The sequence below is a fragment of the Bradyrhizobium sp. USDA 336 genome (genome assembly GCF_044908355.1).
Classification (GTDB): Bacteria; Pseudomonadota; Alphaproteobacteria; order Rhizobiales; family Xanthobacteraceae; genus Bradyrhizobium; species Bradyrhizobium yuanmingense.
The window spans coordinates 4,222,154-4,237,728 of the sequence record NZ_JBIYDC010000002.1; the positions used below are offsets into that span (position 1 = coordinate 4,222,154).

General features: G+C 64.3%; 16 protein-coding genes. 4 read left to right on the forward strand and 12 right to left on the reverse strand.

The annotated features are described in order from the left end of the window. Window positions 1-161 precede the first annotated feature (161 nt). Window positions 162-1,262, forward strand: coding sequence for an alkene reductase (locus tag ABIA45_RS20665; protein ID WP_404543431.1), 1,101 nt, complete (start codon window positions 162-164; stop codon window positions 1,260-1,262). Between the two features lie 218 nt (window positions 1,263-1,480). Here the strand turns inward: ABIA45_RS20665 and ABIA45_RS20670 are convergent, their stop codons facing one another. The 7 genes from ABIA45_RS20670 to glpD form a co-directional block, all read right to left on the reverse strand. Beyond that, window positions 1,481-3,223 carry an ABC transporter substrate-binding protein gene (locus tag ABIA45_RS20670; protein ID WP_198399939.1) on the reverse strand — a complete coding sequence of 581 codons (1,743 nt, stop codon included), beginning with the start codon at window positions 3,221-3,223 and terminating at the stop codon, window positions 1,481-1,483. Between the two features lie 130 nt (window positions 3,224-3,353). Further along, complete coding sequence (locus ABIA45_RS20675) at window positions 3,354-3,683, reverse strand: DUF2160 domain-containing protein (RefSeq protein ID WP_157286412.1); 330 nt, start codon at window positions 3,681-3,683, stop codon at window positions 3,354-3,356. 10 nt (window positions 3,684-3,693) lie between these two features. Further along, the gene (locus ABIA45_RS20680) at window positions 3,694-4,500 is read right to left on the reverse strand and encodes a carbohydrate ABC transporter permease (RefSeq protein ID WP_157286413.1); all 807 of its coding nucleotides are present in this window, start codon (window positions 4,498-4,500) and stop codon (window positions 3,694-3,696) included. Next, the gene (locus ABIA45_RS20685) at window positions 4,500-5,474 is read right to left on the reverse strand and encodes a carbohydrate ABC transporter permease (protein WP_404653418.1); all 975 of its coding nucleotides are present in this window, start codon (window positions 5,472-5,474) and stop codon (window positions 4,500-4,502) included. The genes ABIA45_RS20680 and ABIA45_RS20685 overlap by 1 nt, the downstream gene beginning before the upstream one ends. Then, window positions 5,474-6,559, reverse strand: a complete 1,086-nt coding sequence (locus ABIA45_RS20690; RefSeq protein WP_275497525.1) for an ABC transporter ATP-binding protein — start codon at window positions 6,557-6,559, stop codon at window positions 5,474-5,476. The genes ABIA45_RS20685 and ABIA45_RS20690 overlap by 1 nt, the downstream gene beginning before the upstream one ends. 14 nt (window positions 6,560-6,573) lie before the next feature. Beyond that, complete coding sequence (locus tag ABIA45_RS20695) at window positions 6,574-7,650, reverse strand: ABC transporter ATP-binding protein (protein WP_057026248.1); 1,077 nt, start codon at window positions 7,648-7,650, stop codon at window positions 6,574-6,576. After that, on the reverse strand, window positions 7,647-9,197 hold the full coding sequence (gene glpD / locus ABIA45_RS20700) for a glycerol-3-phosphate dehydrogenase (protein WP_157286416.1): 1,551 nt from the start codon (window positions 9,195-9,197) through the stop codon (window positions 7,647-7,649). Before glpD ends, ABIA45_RS20695 begins: the two co-directional genes overlap by 4 nt. A gap of 270 nt (window positions 9,198-9,467) precedes the next feature. On the opposite strand from glpD, the gene ABIA45_RS20705 reads away from it, so the two are divergent. Together ABIA45_RS20705 and ABIA45_RS20710 are read left to right on the forward strand one after the other, a co-directional pair. Beyond that, window positions 9,468-9,719 carry a type II toxin-antitoxin system Phd/YefM family antitoxin gene (locus tag ABIA45_RS20705; protein WP_275497524.1) on the forward strand — a complete coding sequence of 84 codons (252 nt, stop codon included), beginning with the start codon at window positions 9,468-9,470 and terminating at the stop codon, window positions 9,717-9,719. Then, window positions 9,719-10,135: a type II toxin-antitoxin system VapC family toxin gene (locus ABIA45_RS20710; protein ID WP_404653422.1), complete on the forward strand. Its 417-nt coding sequence runs from the start codon at window positions 9,719-9,721 to the stop codon at window positions 10,133-10,135. The genes ABIA45_RS20705 and ABIA45_RS20710 overlap by 1 nt, the downstream gene beginning before the upstream one ends. Before the next feature lie 3 nt (window positions 10,136-10,138). On the opposite strand, the gene ABIA45_RS20715 is transcribed toward ABIA45_RS20710, so the two are convergent. Both ABIA45_RS20715 and ABIA45_RS20720 read right to left on the reverse strand, forming a co-directional pair. After that, window positions 10,139-10,984 (reverse strand): DeoR/GlpR family DNA-binding transcription regulator, encoded by an 846-nt coding sequence (locus ABIA45_RS20715; protein WP_036013860.1) that lies wholly within the window; start codon window positions 10,982-10,984, stop codon window positions 10,139-10,141. Between the two features lie 89 nt (window positions 10,985-11,073). Then, window positions 11,074-11,760 carry an HAD family phosphatase gene (locus ABIA45_RS20720; protein WP_157286419.1) on the reverse strand — a complete coding sequence of 229 codons (687 nt, stop codon included), beginning with the start codon at window positions 11,758-11,760 and terminating at the stop codon, window positions 11,074-11,076. 152 nt (window positions 11,761-11,912) lie between these two features. Here ABIA45_RS20720 and ABIA45_RS20725 point away from each other — a divergent pair, with 152 nt between their 5' ends. After that, window positions 11,913-12,365: a nuclear transport factor 2 family protein gene (locus ABIA45_RS20725; RefSeq protein ID WP_157286420.1), complete on the forward strand. Its 453-nt coding sequence runs from the start codon at window positions 11,913-11,915 to the stop codon at window positions 12,363-12,365. Window positions 12,366-12,647: 282 nt separating this feature from the next. Here the strand turns inward: ABIA45_RS20725 and ABIA45_RS20730 are convergent, their stop codons facing one another. The 3 genes from ABIA45_RS20730 to ABIA45_RS20740 form a co-directional block, all read right to left on the reverse strand. Then, a complete protein-coding gene (locus tag ABIA45_RS20730) occupies window positions 12,648-12,839 on the reverse strand; it encodes a hypothetical protein (protein ID WP_036013862.1) in 192 nt (63 codons plus the stop codon). 222 nt (window positions 12,840-13,061) lie between these two features. Next, window positions 13,062-13,469: an acyl-CoA thioesterase gene (locus ABIA45_RS20735; RefSeq protein WP_157286421.1), complete on the reverse strand. Its 408-nt coding sequence runs from the start codon at window positions 13,467-13,469 to the stop codon at window positions 13,062-13,064. A 7-nt stretch (window positions 13,470-13,476) separates the two neighbouring features. Continuing rightward, window positions 13,477-15,573 carry a 3-hydroxyacyl-CoA dehydrogenase NAD-binding domain-containing protein gene (locus ABIA45_RS20740; RefSeq protein WP_404655715.1) on the reverse strand — a complete coding sequence of 699 codons (2,097 nt, stop codon included), beginning with the start codon at window positions 15,571-15,573 and terminating at the stop codon, window positions 13,477-13,479. Window positions 15,574-15,575: the final 2 nt, after the last annotated feature.

Genomic DNA, 15,575 nt, shown 5'->3' on the forward strand with positions numbered 1-15,575 from the left:
CGCGACAGTGGGATTTCGCTGTCGCAGCCGACATTGCACATGAATTATGCTACGCGCGCCCTGCCGCGTAGCTCGCCTGCACTTTCCGTATGGCTCATCCCTTGCGCCCGATGTCGCGATGCACAATTGTTCGAGACCTCTCACCGCCCGGAAGCATTCCCATGAGCCGTTCGGCCAAATTGTTTGAGACCTACAAGCTCGGCCCGCTCACGCTGGCCAACCGCCTCGTCATGGCGCCGCTGACGCGCAACCGCGCCGTATCCGGCACCTTCGTGCCCGGTCCGCTCGCCGCCGAATATTACGCCCAGCGCGCGTCCGCAGGCCTGCTGATCACCGAGGCAAGCCAGGTCTCGCAACAAGGTCAGGGCTACCAGGACACGCCTGGCATCTATAGCAAGGAGCAGGTCGCCGGCTGGCGCAAGGTCACCGACAAGGTGCATGAACGCGGCGGCAAGATCTTCGTCCAGCTCTGGCATGTCGGCCGCATCTCGCACGTCGATCTGCAGGCGAATGGCGCAGCCCCGGTGGCACCGAGCGCGATCCGCGCCAAGGGCAAGACCTTCGTCAATGGCGGCTTCGCCGACGTCTCCGAGCCGCGCGCGCTCGAGCTCGCTGAAATTCCAGGGATCATCGACGACTTCAAGCGCGCCACGAAGAACGCGCTGGAAGCCGGCTTCGACGGCGTCGAGATCCACGGCGCCAACGGCTATCTGCTCGAGCAGTTCGCCAAGGACGGCGCCAACAAGCGCCTAGATGCCTATGGCGGCTCGATCGAGAACCGCGCGAAGCTGATGCTGGAGGTCTCCAAGGCCGTCGTCGCCGAGGCCGGCGCCGAGCGCACCGGCATCCGCATCTCGCCGGTGACGCCGGCCAACGACATCTCGGATTCCAATCCGCAGGCGCTGTACGATCACATCGTCGACGGCCTCAGCGCGTTGAAGCTGGTCTATCTCCACGTGGTCGAGGGCGCCACCGGCGGGCCGCGCGACATCGCGCCGTTCGACTATGCATCGTTGCGCAAGCGCTTCTCGGGCGCCTACGTCGCCAACAACGGCTACGATTTCGACCTCGCCAGCAAGGTGCTGGACGCGAACGCCGCCGACCTCATAGCCTTCGGCAAGCCGTTCATCTCCAACCCCGACCTCGTCGAGCGGCTGAAGCAGGGGGCGGCGCTGAACGATTGGGACAAGAACACCTTCTACGGCGGCGGCGCCAAGGGTTACACGGATTACCCGACGCTCGCGGCCGAGCCGGCGGAGTAGGTTCTTCTCCACACAGGACGCTGTCATGCCCCGCGAAGGCGGGGCATCCAGTAGGCCGCGGCTTCTCGGTTCAACCACGACCGTCTCTGGAATACTGGATTGCCCGCCTTCGCGGGCAATGACACCGAGGGTGTGAAAAACCCTCGCACCACAACGACAAAACAAAAAGGCCGGGATCGCTCCCGGCCTTTCGCGTTTGATGTCGCTCTAAGCGCCGCTTACTTCACTTCCGCGCGCTTGGGCGGCGTGGCGGGCCACGACTTGATCAGCGTGTCGTAGTCCACCGTCTCGCCCTTCGGCTTCTCGTTGGCGAGCTTGCGCTGCGGCGCGATGGTGCCGTCCTTCTGAGCCTTGGCGAACCAGTACTCGGCCGACTCCTTCTTGTGCAGCTTCGGACCGCAGGCGCCCTGCACGCCGGACTTCTCCAGACGCTCCAGCACGGAGTCCTGAGCCGCCGCGAGAGCATCCATCGCCTGCTGCGGCGTCTTCGCACCGGACGACGCATCGCCGATGTTCTGCCACCACAGCTGCGCGAGCTTCGGATAGTCGGGCACGTTGTTGCCGGTCGGGGTCCACTGCACGCGCGCGGGCGAGCGGTAGAACTCGATCAGGCCGCCGAGCTTCGGCGCACGCTCGGTGAACGACTTGTCCCAGATGTCGGATTCACGGATGAAGGTGAGACCGACATGGCTCTTCTTCAAGCTCACCGACTTGGAGACGATGAACTGGAGATAGAGCCAGGCTGCCTTGCGGCGATCCGGCGGAGTCGATTTCAGCAACGTGGCGGAGCCAGCGTCCTGGTAGCCGAGCTTCATGCCTTCCTTCCAGTAGGAGCCGTGCGGCGACGGAGCCATACGCCACTTCGGCGTACCATCCGCATTCACCACCGGCAGACCCGGCTTCACCATGTCGGCAGTGAAGGCGGTGTACCAGAACATCTGCTGGGCGATGTTACCCTGCGACGGCACGGGGCCGGACTCGGAGAAGGTCATGCCCTGCGCCTGCGGCGGGGCGTACTTCTTCATCCAGTCGAGATACTTCGTGATCGAGTAGACTGCGGCCGGGCCATTGGTGTCGCCGCCACGCTCCACCGAAGAACCGACCGGGCGGCAGCCCTCCATGCGGATGCCCCATTCGTCGACCGGCAGACCGTTCGGAATGCCCTTGTCACCGTTGCCTGCCATCGACAGCCAGGCGTCGGTGAAGCGCCATCCGAGCGAGGGGTCCTTCTTGCCATAGTCCATATGGCCGTAGACCTTGACGCCGTTGATCTCCTTGATGTCGTTGGTGAAGAACTCGGCGATGTCCTCATAGGCCGACCAGTTCACGGGCACGCCGAGCTCGTAGCCATACTTGGCCTTGAACTTGGCCTTGTAGTCGGCATTGGTGAACCAGTCGTAGCGGAACCAGTAGAGGTTCGCGAACTGCTGGTCGGGCAGCTGATAGAGCTTGCCGTCCGGCCCGGTGCCGAACGACTTGCCGATGAAGTCGTTGACGTCGAGCATGGGGTTGGTGACGTCCTTGCCCTCGCCGGTCATGTAGTCGGAGAGCGCAATGGTCTGGTTGTAGCGGAAATGCGTGCCGATCAAATCGGAATCGTTGATCCAGCCGTCATAGACGTTCTTGCCCGACTGCATCTGGGTCTGCAGCTTCTCGACGACGTCGCCTTCCTGGATGAGATCGTGCTTGAGCTTGATGCCGGTCAGTTCGGAGAATGCCTTGGCGAGCGTCTGCGCCTCGTATTCATGAGTCGTGATCGTCTCGGAGACGACGTTGATCTCCATGCCCTTGAACGGCTCGGCGGCCTTGGCGAACCACTCCAGCTCCTTCTTCTGGTCTTCCTTCGACAGCGTCGAAGGCGTGAATTCCGCGATCCACTTTTGGATCACGGCCTCGTCGGCGGCGCGAACCGGCGCCGAGACGGCGAACGACACCGCGATGATCGCAGCGGCGCTGGACATGGTCAGAAAACTATTCTTGGTCAATGGACCTTTCCTTCTCCTAAACTGTCGCATGTTGTTCCTCCGTTGCAGCGACAAACTTTTATACAGGCCCGGGTTGCTCCCGGATCTGGCCGTCCCTTCGCAAGCTTCAGACCGTGCGGAAAATGAGCGCGGCCGTGACCAGCGAAATTCCTGATGCGAGCCACAGGCTCGAGATTTCAAACCCCTCCTCGCCGATAGGCAGCGTAGCGATCGCGTCGGTGCCGACGAGGCCGATCCAGGCGAGGTGGATGACGGCGGCCGCGATCAGCGAGATGAACAGGCGGTCGCCGCGCGTGGTCGGAATGCGCAGCACGCCGACGCGCTCGGCCTCCGGATAGACCGCGGCGAGCCAGGTCATCAGCGCCAGCGTGCAGGCGAGCGCGGCGAAGAAGATCGCGGTCGGCAGCGTCCAGGCCATCCATGCGATTGACTCCATGGTTGCCTCCTTACACGCGGCCGAGCGCGAAGCCGCGCGCGATGTAGTTGCGGACGAACCAGATCACCAGCGCGCCCGGAATGATGGTGAGCACGCCGGCGGCGGCGAGCAGGCCCCAGTCCATGCCGGCGGCCGAGACCGTGCGCGTCATGATCGCGGCAATGGGCTTTGCGTGCACCGAGGTCAGCGTGCGCGCCAGCAGCAGCTCGACCCAGGAGAACATGAAGCAGAAGAAGGCGGCGACGCCGATGCCGCTCGCGATCAGCGGCACTAGGATCTTGATGAAGAAGCGCGGGAAGGAATAGCCGTCGAGGAAGGCGGTCTCGTCGATCTCGCGCGGCACGCCGGAGACGAAGCCTTCGAGGATCCACACCGCCAGCGGCACGTTGAAGATGCAATGCGCGAGCGCGACGGCCCAGGGGGTGTCGAACAGGCCGATCGCCGAATAGAGGTTGAAGAACGGCAGTGCATAGACCGCCGCCGGCGCCATGCGGTTCGACAACAGCCAGAAGAACAGATGCTTGTCGCCGAGGAAACGGTAGCGCGAGAAGGCGTAAGCCGCCGGCAGCGCCACGGCGATCGAGATGATGGTGTTGAGGACGACGTACTCCAGCGAATTGATGTAGCCCGAATACCAGCTCTCGTCGGTGAAGATGCGCTTGTAGTGCTGCAGCGTCGGATTGTGCGGCCAAAGCGTCATCGTCGAGACGATCTCGCTGTTGGTCTTGAAGCTCATGTTGACGAGCCAGTAGATCGGCAGCAGCAGGAAGATCAGGAACAGCCCCATGATGAGGCGGCGGCCGGGGATCGAATGCATCAGGCCACTCCTTCCCTTGGCTCGAGTGCGGGCACTGGCTTGAGCGCGGGCGAAGGCTTGGGCTCCACCGCCGGCTCGCTCGAAGCCTGGACTTTGCGTTCGACACCGGCATTGGTCATGACGGTGTAGAAGATCCAGCAGACAATCAGGATGATGAGATTGTAGACCAGCGACAGGGCGGCGGCCTTGCCGAGGTCAAATTGGCCGAGCGCGATCTTGACCAGCTCGATCGACACGAAGGTGGTGGAATTGCCGGGTCCGCCGCCGGTGACGACGAACGGCTCGGTGTAGATCATGAAGCTGTCCATGAAGCGCAGCAGCACCGCGATCAACAGCACGCCGTTCATCTTCGGCAGCTGGATCGCCTTGAACACGGCCCAGCGCGAGGCGCCGTCGATCTGCGCGGCCTGGTAATAGGCTTCGGGAATCGACTTCAGGCCGGCATAGCACAGCAGCGCGACGAGGCTGGTCCAGTGCCAGACGTCCATCACGATGACCGTGAACCAGGCATCGACGTCGTTGGAGACGTAGTTGTAGTCGAAGCCCATGGCGTTGAGGACGTAGCCGAGCAGCCCGATGTCGGCACGCCCGAAGATCTGCCAGATGGTACCGACCACGTTCCAGGGGATCAGCAGCGGCAGCGCGAGAATGACGAGGCAGGCTGCGACCGTCCAGCCCTCGCGCGGCATCGACAACGCGACGACGATGCCGAGCGGCACCTCGATGGCGAGGATGACGAGCGAGAAGAACAGGTTGCGGCCGAGCGAGGCGAGGAAGCGGCCGCCGAGGTCGGTGGAGGGATCGAGCAGCTCCTTGAACCAGCCGACGCCGTTCCAGAAGAACTGGTTGTTGCCGAAGGTGTCCTGCATCGAATAGTTCACCACCGTCATCAGCGGCAGCACCGCCGAGAAGGCGACGACCAGGAACACCGGCAGCACCAGGAACCAGGCTTTTTGGTTGACGGTCTTGTCCATCAGGCGGCCCCCTCCACCAGAAGGCTGTCGGCATAGACGTGGACGTGCGACGGATCGAATTTCAGCCCGGCGGTGCCGTCCGCGCTGGTGAAGCCGCCAGGCGCGCGCGCCGCGAGCTTGGCGTCGCCGACGCGCACGCGAGCGAAGCGGATGCGGCCGAGATCGTCGATGCGCTCGATCCTGGCAGTGAGCAGGCTAGGTGCGGGCGCGACCACCTCGACGAATTCGGGACGGACGCCGATCTCGATCTTCGCCCCTGCAGGCAGGTTGTCGTAGCTGCGATTCAGCGCGATGACGTGGCCGTCGATCCTGGCCTCACGCCCCCTCACCTCGGCTGGCAGGATGTTCATGCCGGGCGAACCGATGAAATAGCCGACGAAAGTATGCGCCGGCTTGTCGAACAGCTCGGCCGGCGTGCCGCTCTGCACCACGCGGCCGTCATGCATGACGACCACGGTGTCGGCGAAGGTCAGCGCCTCGGTCTGGTCATGGGTGACGTAGATCATCGTGAGGTCGAGCTCGCGATGCAGCGCCTTCAGCTTGGAGCGGAGCTGCCATTTCAGCTCGGGGTCGATCACGGTCAGCGGCTCGTCGAACAGCACGGCGGCAACGTCGTTGCGCACGAGGCCGCGGCCGAGCGAGATCTTCTGCTTGGCGTCGGCGGTCAGGCGCGTGGCCTTGCGGTTCAGATAGGGCTCGAGATCGAGCAGGCGACCGATCTCGGCGACGCGCCTGTCAATGTCGGCCTTCGGCACGCCGCGGTTCTTCAGCGGAAACGCCAGGTTCTGCCCCACCGTCATGGTGTCGTAGATCACCGGAAACTGGAACACCTGCGCGATGTTGCGCTTCTGGGTTGACAGCGGCGTGATGTCCTTGCCGTCGAACAGGATCTTCCCTCGCGACGGCGTGATGATGCCGGAGATGACGTTCAGAAGCGTGGTCTTGCCGCAGCCGGACGGGCCGAGCAGCGCATAGGCGCCGCCCTGCCGCCAGGTCATGGTGACAGGCTTGAGCGCAAAGCTCTCCTGCGGCGCATCGTTGCCGCCGTAGGAATGGGCGAGATCGACGAGGTCAATGCGGGCCATGGCGCATCTCCCTCCTAAGAGCCCGGTGCCGCGACCAGACGGTCGGCGGCATCGAAGACGAAGACATCATTGGGATCGAGCACGGCATCGAGCATCTGGCCCGGCTCGAACTCGTGCACGCCGTGCAGCACCGCCACCCAATTCGATCCGTCGCGGGTCAGATGCACGAAGCTCTCCGAACCCGTGATCTCGGTCACCGTGACAGTGGCGTGGAAGGCGTGACGGTCGGCCTCGCCATTGGCAAGCCCGAGCTGATGGGCACGAAAGCCGACGCGATAGAAGCCGTCGGGCAGACCGGCATAAAGCCCGGAGGCGGGCGCTGCACTCCCGCCCGCATATTGGACCATGCCGTTCCCCTTCTCGAGGCCCACAAGATTCAGCGGCGGATCCGAAAACACCTGCGCAACGCGCAAGGTCTGCGGCCGGCGATAGACATTGGTGGTCTCACCCATCTGCAGCGCCTGGCCCTCCCACATGCACACCGTGTTGCCGCCGAGCAGCAGCGCCTCGGTCGGCTCGGTTGTGGCATAGACGAAGATCGCGCCGGAGGCCTCGAAGATGCGCGGCAGCTCCGCCCGCAGCTCCTCGCGCAGCTTGTAGTCGAGATTGGCGAGCGGCTCGTCGAGCAGCACGAGGTCGGCGCCCTTGACCAGCGCGCGTGCGATCGCGGTGCGCTGCTGCTGGCCGCCGGAGAGCTGGAGCGGCGTGCGCTTCAGGAACGGCTCGAGCCGCAGCAGCTTTGCGGCCTCGGCGACGCGCGCCTCGATCTCGTCGCGCGGCTTGCCCTGCACGCGCAGGGGCGAGGCGATGTTCTCGTAGACCGTGAGCGAGGGGTAGTTGATGAACTGCTGGTACACCATCGCGACCGAGCGCTGGCGCACGTCGGCGCCGGTGACGTCCTTGCCGTTGACGAACACCTTGCCCGTGGTCGGCTTGTCGAGGCCGGCGAGCAACCGCATGATCGAGGTCTTGCCTGACAGCGTCGGCCCGAGCAGCACGTTGAGCGTACCGCTTTCGAGCGTCAGCGAGACGTCACGGATGTGCGGCACGCCTTCCACGGTCCGGGTCACGTGATCGAGTGTCACGGTCATGAGCGTCCTCCCGCTTCCAGCAGGGGACTTTGCGCCACGGCATGGCTCCTGATCCAGTCGTCGAGGGTCGCGATCTCGTCGGCAGATAGTCGCAGGCCGAGCTTGGAACGGCGCCAGACCACGTCCTCGGCGGTGACGGCCCATTCATTGGCCATGAGATAGCGGACCTCGCGTTCGGTCAGCGTGGCGCCAAAGGCCTGGCCGAGATCGGCAGCCGATTTTGCATCGCCGAGCAGCTTGATCGCACGGGTGCCATAGGCGCGCGCCAGGCGCCGCGCATGCTCATGGGAGAGGAAGGGATAGCCGCGCTGCAGCTCAGCGATCAGGCCGTCGATGTCGGATACGTTCATGTCACCGCCCGGCAGCGGCCATTTGCCGGTCCAGCCCTCGCGCGCTTTCGCACTGCGCAAGTAAGGCGCAAGGCGCTCCAGGGCCTCTTCGGCGAGCCTGCGATAGGTCGTGATCTTGCCGCCATAGATCGACAGCAGCGGCACGCCGCCGGGCGTGTCGAGCTCGAACACGTAGTCGCGCGTCGCGGCCTTGGCCTCGCTGGCGCCGTCGTCATAGAGCGGACGCACGCCGGAATAGGTCCAGACCACGTCGGCGGGCGCGACGGGCTTGGCCAGATATTCGCTGGCCGCCTTGCAGAGATACTCGATCTCTTCAGTCGTCGCCTTCACCTTGGCAGGATCGCCGTCATAGTCGCGGTCGGTGGTGCCGATCAGCGTGAAGTCATCCTGGTACGGGATCACGAAGATGATGCGGCCATCGGCATTCTGGAACATGTAGGCGCGGTCGTGGTCGTAGAGCTTCTTCACGACGATGTGCGAGCCCTGCACCAGGCGCACCTTGGCTTTCGCATTCACGCCGGCGCCGCGGCCGAGCACGTCCTCGACCCAGGGCCCGCCGGCATTGATCAGCGCCTTGGCCTGAATCTGCGAGCGCGCGCCGGTCAGCGTATCGACCATGCTGACGGTCCAGACGCCGTCCGACTGGCGAATCTCGGTGGCGCGGGTGCGGGTGCGGATCTCGGCGCCCTTGTCGGCTGCATCGCGCGCATTGAGCACGACGAGGCGGGCGTCGTCGACGAAGCAGTCCGAATATTCGAAGGCGCGGCTGTAGCGGTTCGGGATCAGCGGCTTGCCGACCTCATCGCGCTTGAGATCGACCGAGCGGGTCGCCGGCAACAGGTGGCGGCCGCCGATGTGATCATAGAGGAAGAGGCCGAGGCGCAGCAGCCAGGCCGGGCGCAGGCCGGCGTGATGCGGCAGAACGAAACGAAGGGGCCGGATGATGTGGGGCGCGATGCCCCAGAGGATCTCGCGCTCGATCAGCGCCTCGCGGACCAGCCGAAATTCGTAATATTCGAGATAGCGCAGGCCGCCATGCACGAGCTTGGTTGACCAGGACGATGTCCCGCTCGCCAGATCGTTCATTTCGCACAGGAAAACGGTATTGCCGCGGCCCACCGCGTCACGCGCGATGCCGCAGCCGTTAACACCGCCTCCGATGATGGCGAGATCGAAAATACGCTCCAATAGACGCATCCCCCGGCGACCGCCCGTTCCATCGAGCGGCTACTTTCGTTTTTGATTAGATCACACCGAAAAACGAAAGCAAGATGAAAGAGAGGCGAAAGGAAGCGAAAGAGGAACTTTTTGGTGGGCAAGGAGGCGGCGAGATCGGCAGGTGGACGGACAGACTTGCGGCAAGCCGCACAATCGAACGGCAGCCAGCATCGGCGAACCAGCTTGCATGTAGCAACATTTCTACATAAATTCCCCCAATCGACATGCCACGGCTTGGAGGCTCAGAAGATGGTCACCACCCTCAGCAGCCGAGAATTCAATCAAGACACCAGCGGCGCCAAGAAAGCGGCATCGCGAGGACCCGTTTTCATTACGGATCGCGGCCGTCCAGCCCATGTCCTGCTGACCATCGAGGATTACTTGCGCCTGACCGGCGGGCACATGAGCCTTGCGGAAGCTCTGGCGCAGGCGGATGCGGACTTCGACTTCGATCCGCCTCGCATTGAGGGCGGCATCTCTAAGCCCGCCGATCTCGACTGATGTTTCTGCTGGATACCAATGTCGTTTCCGAGCTGAGGCGACCGGACAAGGCTGATCGGCACGTCGTTGCCTGGGCAGGCGCAATTCCAGCAGCAAACTTCTTCATCTCAGTCATCTCGATTCTCGAGATCGAACTTGGCGCACGCCTGATCGAACGCAAGGACGCAGCGCAAGGTGCCATCTTGCGCAGCTGGATCAACAGCCAGATTCTGGCACGCTTCGAGGGGCGGATCCTGGCCATCGATATTGCTGTCGCGCAACGTTCCGCACAACTTCACGTTCCCAACCCGCGCGCTGAACGCGACGCGCTCATTGCTGCAACGGCGCTAGTTCATGGTTTGACGGTTGTTACGCGCAATGTAGAGGATTTCAAACCGATGGGCGTTCCGCTGCTCAACCCCTGGGACGACGCTTAGCCGCTATCTCAGCCGCACCACTGGTGCGGCTTCCGGTGCGGCATCCTGCACCTCGGCCGACGCATCGTCGACCTCCGCGCCCTTCGGCATCGCCTCGACCACCTCGATGCCCTTGCTGTGACAGATGGTGGCGAGGCGCTCGGGCAGCTCCTGGTCGGTGACGAAGGTCTGGATCTGGGTGATGTGCGCGATGCGCACCGGCGCGCTGCGGCGCAGCTTGGTGGAATCGGCGACCAGCATGACGCTGCGGGCATTGGCGATGATGGCCTGCGCCACCTGCACCTCGCGATAGTCGAAGTCGAGCAGCGCCCCCTCCTCGTCGATCGCCGAGGCGCCGATGATGGCATAGTCGACCTTGAACTGGCCGATCAGCTGCGTCGCGGTCGAGCCGACCACGGCGCCATCGGCGCGCCGCACCGTGCCGCCGGCGACCACCACCTCGATGCGCGGATGGCGGTAGAGCAGCATGGCGACGTTGAGGTTGTTGGTGATGACGAGCAGATCCTCATGCGAGGTCAGCGCGCTCGCCACCTCCTCCGTCGTGGTGCCGATGTTGATGAAGAGTGAGCAGCCGTTCGGGATCAGCGAGGCGGCGGCAGCGCCAATCGCCTTCTTCTCGTCGGCGGCGACGAAACGGCGCGCCTCATAGGCAAGGTTTTCCACGCCCGAGGCGATGATGGCGCCGCCATGGATGCGGGTCAGCGATCTCCGCTCACAGAGATCGTTGAGATCCTTGCGGATGGTCTGCGCGGACACCTCGAAGCGGCGCGCCAGCTCCTCGACCATGACACGGCCGGAGGCGCGCGCGATGTTGAGGATTTCGGCTTGGCGATGGGTCAATCCGGTCACGGCAAAGGCCTCACATCAGAACAACGCATGGTGCGGCGGTTTGCGCCCTCGGTCAATGCGGTGCCGATCACGGTTAACCGACCGAGGTCTTACCATGCCATGGCACTCGCGAGACGCGCGAGCAGCGTCGGGTCGTCGAACGCGCTCGCGGACGTGACTGCGCCTGCTCCAACCAGGTCAGAATGGCTGAGGCTGGTGCGGATGCCGACAGTCGGGATGCCAGCAGCCGTTGCGGACTGCACGCCGGTGCGGGAGTCCTCGAATGCGATCGAGGCTTGCGGGCTCGCGCCGACGAAACGCAGCCCTTCCTGATAGGGGAGCGGATGCGGCTTGCCGTGCGGCAGCTCGGCGCCGATCACCAGCGCCTTGAAACGATGCGTGATGCCGAGGCCGGAGAGCAGCAGCTCGGCGTTGAGACGCGGCGCGTTGGTCACCGCGACCATGGGAATGCCGGCGCCATCGGCGCGGTCGAGCAGCGCCATCAGGCCCGGCAGCGGTGCGATCTGCCCGGCCACCAGCGTGCGGAAGACCTCCTCCTTCTCGTCGAGGATGAGGGCGCGCCGCTCCGGCGCCTCGTGGGACAGAAAGCGATCGCCGATGGCGACATTGGCGAAGCCCTGCAGCTCGCGGGAGAAACGTGCGTGATCGAAGACGTGTCCGTGCGGGCCGAGCACCTGGTTGAAAGCCTTCAAGTGCAACGGATCGGTGTCGGCGAGCGTGCCGTCGATGTCGAACAACAGCGCCCGGCCCATTCCATCGTGTTTGGTCTCGATCATTTCCGTACTTTCCCAAATGCGCGGCGCATCGATGCGGAAGGCGTATCAATACGGCCTCGATCGCGCAATGACGCATCCACATCAGGCAGGTGACACTCGACAAAGTCGCGTGCGACTGCAACACTGATTGCAAGATCAAAAAGGAGGAAACCATGACGATCAACCGACGCGATCTGGCTCTCTCGACGCTCGCCGTGTCCGCGCTTGCGTTCGCGACGCCCGCGCTCGCCGCTTCGGCAGACGAGGAAGCGGTGGCGAAGAGGGTCGAGGCCTTCCGCCTCGCCCAGATCGCGGCCGATCCCAAGGCGCTCGGCGCGCTCTGCGCGGAGGAACTGAGCTACAGCCATTCGAGCGGCAAGGTCGAGGACAAGGCGACGTTCATCGCCAACGCGACCGACGGCAAGTCGAAATTTCTGTCCATCGAATACAAGGATCCCACCATCAAGGTCGTCGGCCCCGCAGCGATCGTGCGTTTCCACTGGCTGGGCGAGCAGGAGATGGCGGCCGATGGGAAAAAAGTATCGACCAACCTTCACATCCTGATGAACTGGCAGAAGCAAGGCGACGAGTGGAAGCTGTTGTCGCGGGCGGCGACGAAGTTGTGATGATTGCGCTTACCCTCTCCCCCTGTGGGAGAGGGTGGCTCGCCGCGCAGCGGCGAGACGGGTGAGTGGTATCTCTCCGCGAACGATACTCTCAAACGCCTGAGCATGAGGAGAGATACCCCTCATCCGGCGCCATAGTCGAAGCTTTGCTTCGGCGTTCTCTTAAGGCACGGCCGCCGGAGGCGGCCTACGCCACCTTCTCCCACAAGGGGAGAAGGAAGAAGGCAGCAACATCAAGGGCGGCAAAAAATTCCGACCACGCCTCGCGGGCCGGAATGACAGTTACGCCGCCTCCTTCACGTCGCCATTCACCAGCCTGCGCGCGGCGCGCTCGGCTTCGCGGGCGTTGCGGAATAACTGGCCTTCGAGACGGTTGAAGCGGTGCGATGAGGCGAAGAAGCAGTAGCCTCCAGAAGAACGAACGACGATACCTGCGGTCTGCGAATCGACTTCGATGATGTAGCTGTCCGGCATAGTCCGTGGCTTCCTCAGTGCGGGCAAATAACGGTGCTCGTGCCCAAAGGTTCCCTAGGGCATTGAGGCCGTTTCCACCCCGAATCGACACGCAATTGAGTACGCCGGGACCTCATCCGTTTTATGACTGGTTCTTGGCGAAGCCGCGACGAGGTGACTAGCTCGTGCCGTGTTTTGCGGCGCTGCAAGACCTCGCAGGTGGGGCAGAGCGTCGCGCGCGGATTACGTCGCGATCGGCGGATCGTTTCGCTGGATAGCCTGTGGACGGCCGTGGTCGTCGATCGAGACGTAGGTGAAATGACCGTCGGTGACGAGGAACGGATGCAACTCCTTGCGCCGCAATGCCCAGGCCTCGAGATGCACGGTTAGCGAGGTGCGCCCGACGCGCACGAGATTGGCATAGACCGAGACGAGATCGCCGACATAGACCGCTTTGCGAAAATTCATCGCCTCAATCGCGACCGTCACGGTGCGCGACCGCGCGACCTTCGAGGCGAACACGCCGCCGCCGACGTCCATCTGGCTGAGCAGCCAGCCGCCGAAGATGTCACCATTGGCGTTGGTGTCGGCCGGCATCGCCAGCGTGCGGATGCAGAGATCCCCGCTCGGTCCGGTCTCTTGTTCGCTCATATGACTCTCACTTGAAATTGTCCCAGCCCGGATCGGGCGCGAAACGCGCGCCGAATCGTTCCGCCAGCGCGCGCAGGGTGGATACGATGTTTTCCACGCCGCGCGTGCGCGCATAGTTCAGCGGACCGCCCCGGAACGGGGCATACCCCGTGCCGAAGATCATGGCGCCATCGACCGCTTCGGCGTCGTCGACGATACCCTCGCGAAGCGCCGCAACGCAGACATTGGACATCGGCAGCACCAGGCGGTCGATCATCTGGTCGGTGACGCGCGGTCCGGTCTCCGGCAACGGTGCTTTCTCCGCCTTGCCGTCCTTCCAGGTGTAAAAGCCCTTGCCGGTCTTGCGGCCGAGTTCGCCCTTGGCGACCTTCTCCCGCAGCCAGGCCGGCGTCGGCGGCAGGAGATCGCCGAACTTGGTGCGCAGCATGTCGCCGACGTCGAGGCAGATGTCGAGCCCGACCTGATCGGCCAGCTCGATCGGACCCATCGGCATGCCGAACTGCACGGCCGCTTCATCGATCAGGCGCTGGTCGATCTTCTCGTCCAGCATCATCATCGCTTCCAGCATGTAGGGCGTCAGCGCGCGGTTGACGAGGAAGCCCGGCGAGCTCTTTACAGGCAAAGGCAGACGGTCGATCGCTCCGACGAAGGCGAGCGCCTCTTTCAGCACGTGTGCATCGTTGCCGTCATGGCTGACGACCTCGACCAATTGCAGCCGCGACACCGGGTTGAAGAAATGCAGGCCGACCAGCCGCTCCGGCCGCGCCAGCGTGGTGCGCAGGTCCTGCAGCGGAATGCTGGACGTGTTCGTCGCAAGGATGGCTCCGGGCTTCATCCGCGGCTCGAGCACGGCATAGACCTTCTGTTTCAGCTCCAGCTTTTCCGGCACCGCCTCGATGATGAGGTCGGCGTTGCGAACGCCCTCGCCGTCCATGTCCGGGATCAGCCGATCGAGCGCATCGCGCACTTCGGTGGGCTTGCGGATGATCTTACGATAGAGGTCGGCCGCGCGCTTGACCGCGCCTGCGATCGGCTCCGGCTTCATGTCGGCGAGCGGGACGCGAAGGCCCTGCCCCGCACACCAGGCCGCGATGTCGCCGCCCATCGCGCCGGCGCCGATGACGTGGACATGCTTCACCGTGCTGCCGGCGCCTGCCGCCTTCTTCATCTGCTCGCGCAGGAAGAAGACCCGGATCAGGTTCTGCGCGGTCGGCGTCACCATCAGCTTGGCGAACGAGGCCTGCTCGGCCTTCAGCATCGCGGACTTGCTGCCGCCATGGGACTCCCAGAGATCGATCAGCGCGTAAGGCGCTGGATAATGCTCGCGCGATGCGGCCTTCGCGGCCTCCGCGCGCATGCGCTTGGCCAGCAGGCTGCGCACCGGCCCGAGATTGGCGGCGCGCGTCAGCAGACCGGGCTTGGCCCGCTTCAGGCGGCCGAACAGCGCATCCTTCACCGCGCCCTGGACATGCCGCTCCTGCGTCACGGTGTCGACGAGGCCGATCGCCTTGGCGCGGCGGGCGTCAATGGTGCGGCCGGTCAGCATCAGGGCCATCGACTGGGTCGGGTTGACCAGCGCCGTGAACCGCGCCGTGCCACCAAGGCCGGGATGCAGGCCGAGCATCACCTCCGGGAAGCCGAAGCGTGCGCCCTCGATGGCGATGCGCGCCTGGCAGGCCAGCGCCACCTCGAGCCCGCCGCCGAGGCAGAAGCCGTGAATGACAGCGACCGTCGGCAGCTTCAGTGCTTCCAGATGGTCGACCACGGCGTGCGCGGCGCGGATGCGCGTCTCCACCATGCCGGCATCGCTCGCCCCGCGGAATTCATTGACGTCGGCGCCGGCAATGAAGCCCGACGGCTTTGCCGAGCGGATGACGAGACCGGCGGGACGCTCGGTCTCGATCGCCGCGAGCACAGCGTCGAACTCCTCCATCACGTCGGAGGACAGGGTGTTGGCGCTGGCATCAGCGCGGTCGAACAGCAGCCAGGCGACGCCGTCTTCATCTCGCGTCAGCTTGAAGTGCTTGTAGGGACCATCCGGCGCAGGGCGCGGCCCGAGCTCCAGCACGCGGTCGGCGAGCACGGTCATGATCTTGGAATCCATGG

Coding starts and splice junctions, on each gene's coding strand:
- ABIA45_RS20665 (WP_404543431.1), top strand. CDS start 162: ATGAGCCGTTCGGCCAAATTGTTTGAGACCTACAAGCTCGGCCCGCTC.
- ABIA45_RS20670 (WP_198399939.1), bottom strand. CDS start 3,223: ATGTCCAGCGCCGCTGCGATCATCGCGGTGTCGTTCGCCGTCTCGGCG.
- ABIA45_RS20675 (WP_157286412.1), bottom strand. CDS start 3,683: ATGGAGTCAATCGCATGGATGGCCTGGACGCTGCCGACCGCGATCTTC.
- ABIA45_RS20680 (WP_157286413.1), bottom strand. CDS start 4,500: ATGCATTCGATCCCCGGCCGCCGCCTCATCATGGGGCTGTTCCTGATC.
- ABIA45_RS20685 (WP_404653418.1), bottom strand. CDS start 5,474: ATGGACAAGACCGTCAACCAAAAAGCCTGGTTCCTGGTGCTGCCGGTG.
- ABIA45_RS20690 (WP_275497525.1), bottom strand. CDS start 6,559: ATGGCCCGCATTGACCTCGTCGATCTCGCCCATTCCTACGGCGGCAAC.
- ABIA45_RS20695 (WP_057026248.1), bottom strand. CDS start 7,650: ATGACCGTGACACTCGATCACGTGACCCGGACCGTGGAAGGCGTGCCG.
- glpD (WP_157286416.1), bottom strand. CDS start 9,197: ATGCGTCTATTGGAGCGTATTTTCGATCTCGCCATCATCGGAGGCGGT.
- ABIA45_RS20705 (WP_275497524.1), top strand. CDS start 9,468: ATGGTCACCACCCTCAGCAGCCGAGAATTCAATCAAGACACCAGCGGC.
- ABIA45_RS20710 (WP_404653422.1), top strand. CDS start 9,719: ATGTTTCTGCTGGATACCAATGTCGTTTCCGAGCTGAGGCGACCGGAC.
- ABIA45_RS20720 (WP_157286419.1), bottom strand. CDS start 11,760: ATGATCGAGACCAAACACGATGGAATGGGCCGGGCGCTGTTGTTCGAC.
- ABIA45_RS20725 (WP_157286420.1), top strand. CDS start 11,913: ATGACGATCAACCGACGCGATCTGGCTCTCTCGACGCTCGCCGTGTCC.
- ABIA45_RS20730 (WP_036013862.1), bottom strand. CDS start 12,839: ATGCCGGACAGCTACATCATCGAAGTCGATTCGCAGACCGCAGGTATC.
- ABIA45_RS20735 (WP_157286421.1), bottom strand. CDS start 13,469: ATGAGCGAACAAGAGACCGGACCGAGCGGGGATCTCTGCATCCGCACG.
- ABIA45_RS20740 (WP_404655715.1), bottom strand. CDS start 15,573: ATGGATTCCAAGATCATGACCGTGCTCGCCGACCGCGTGCTGGAGCTC.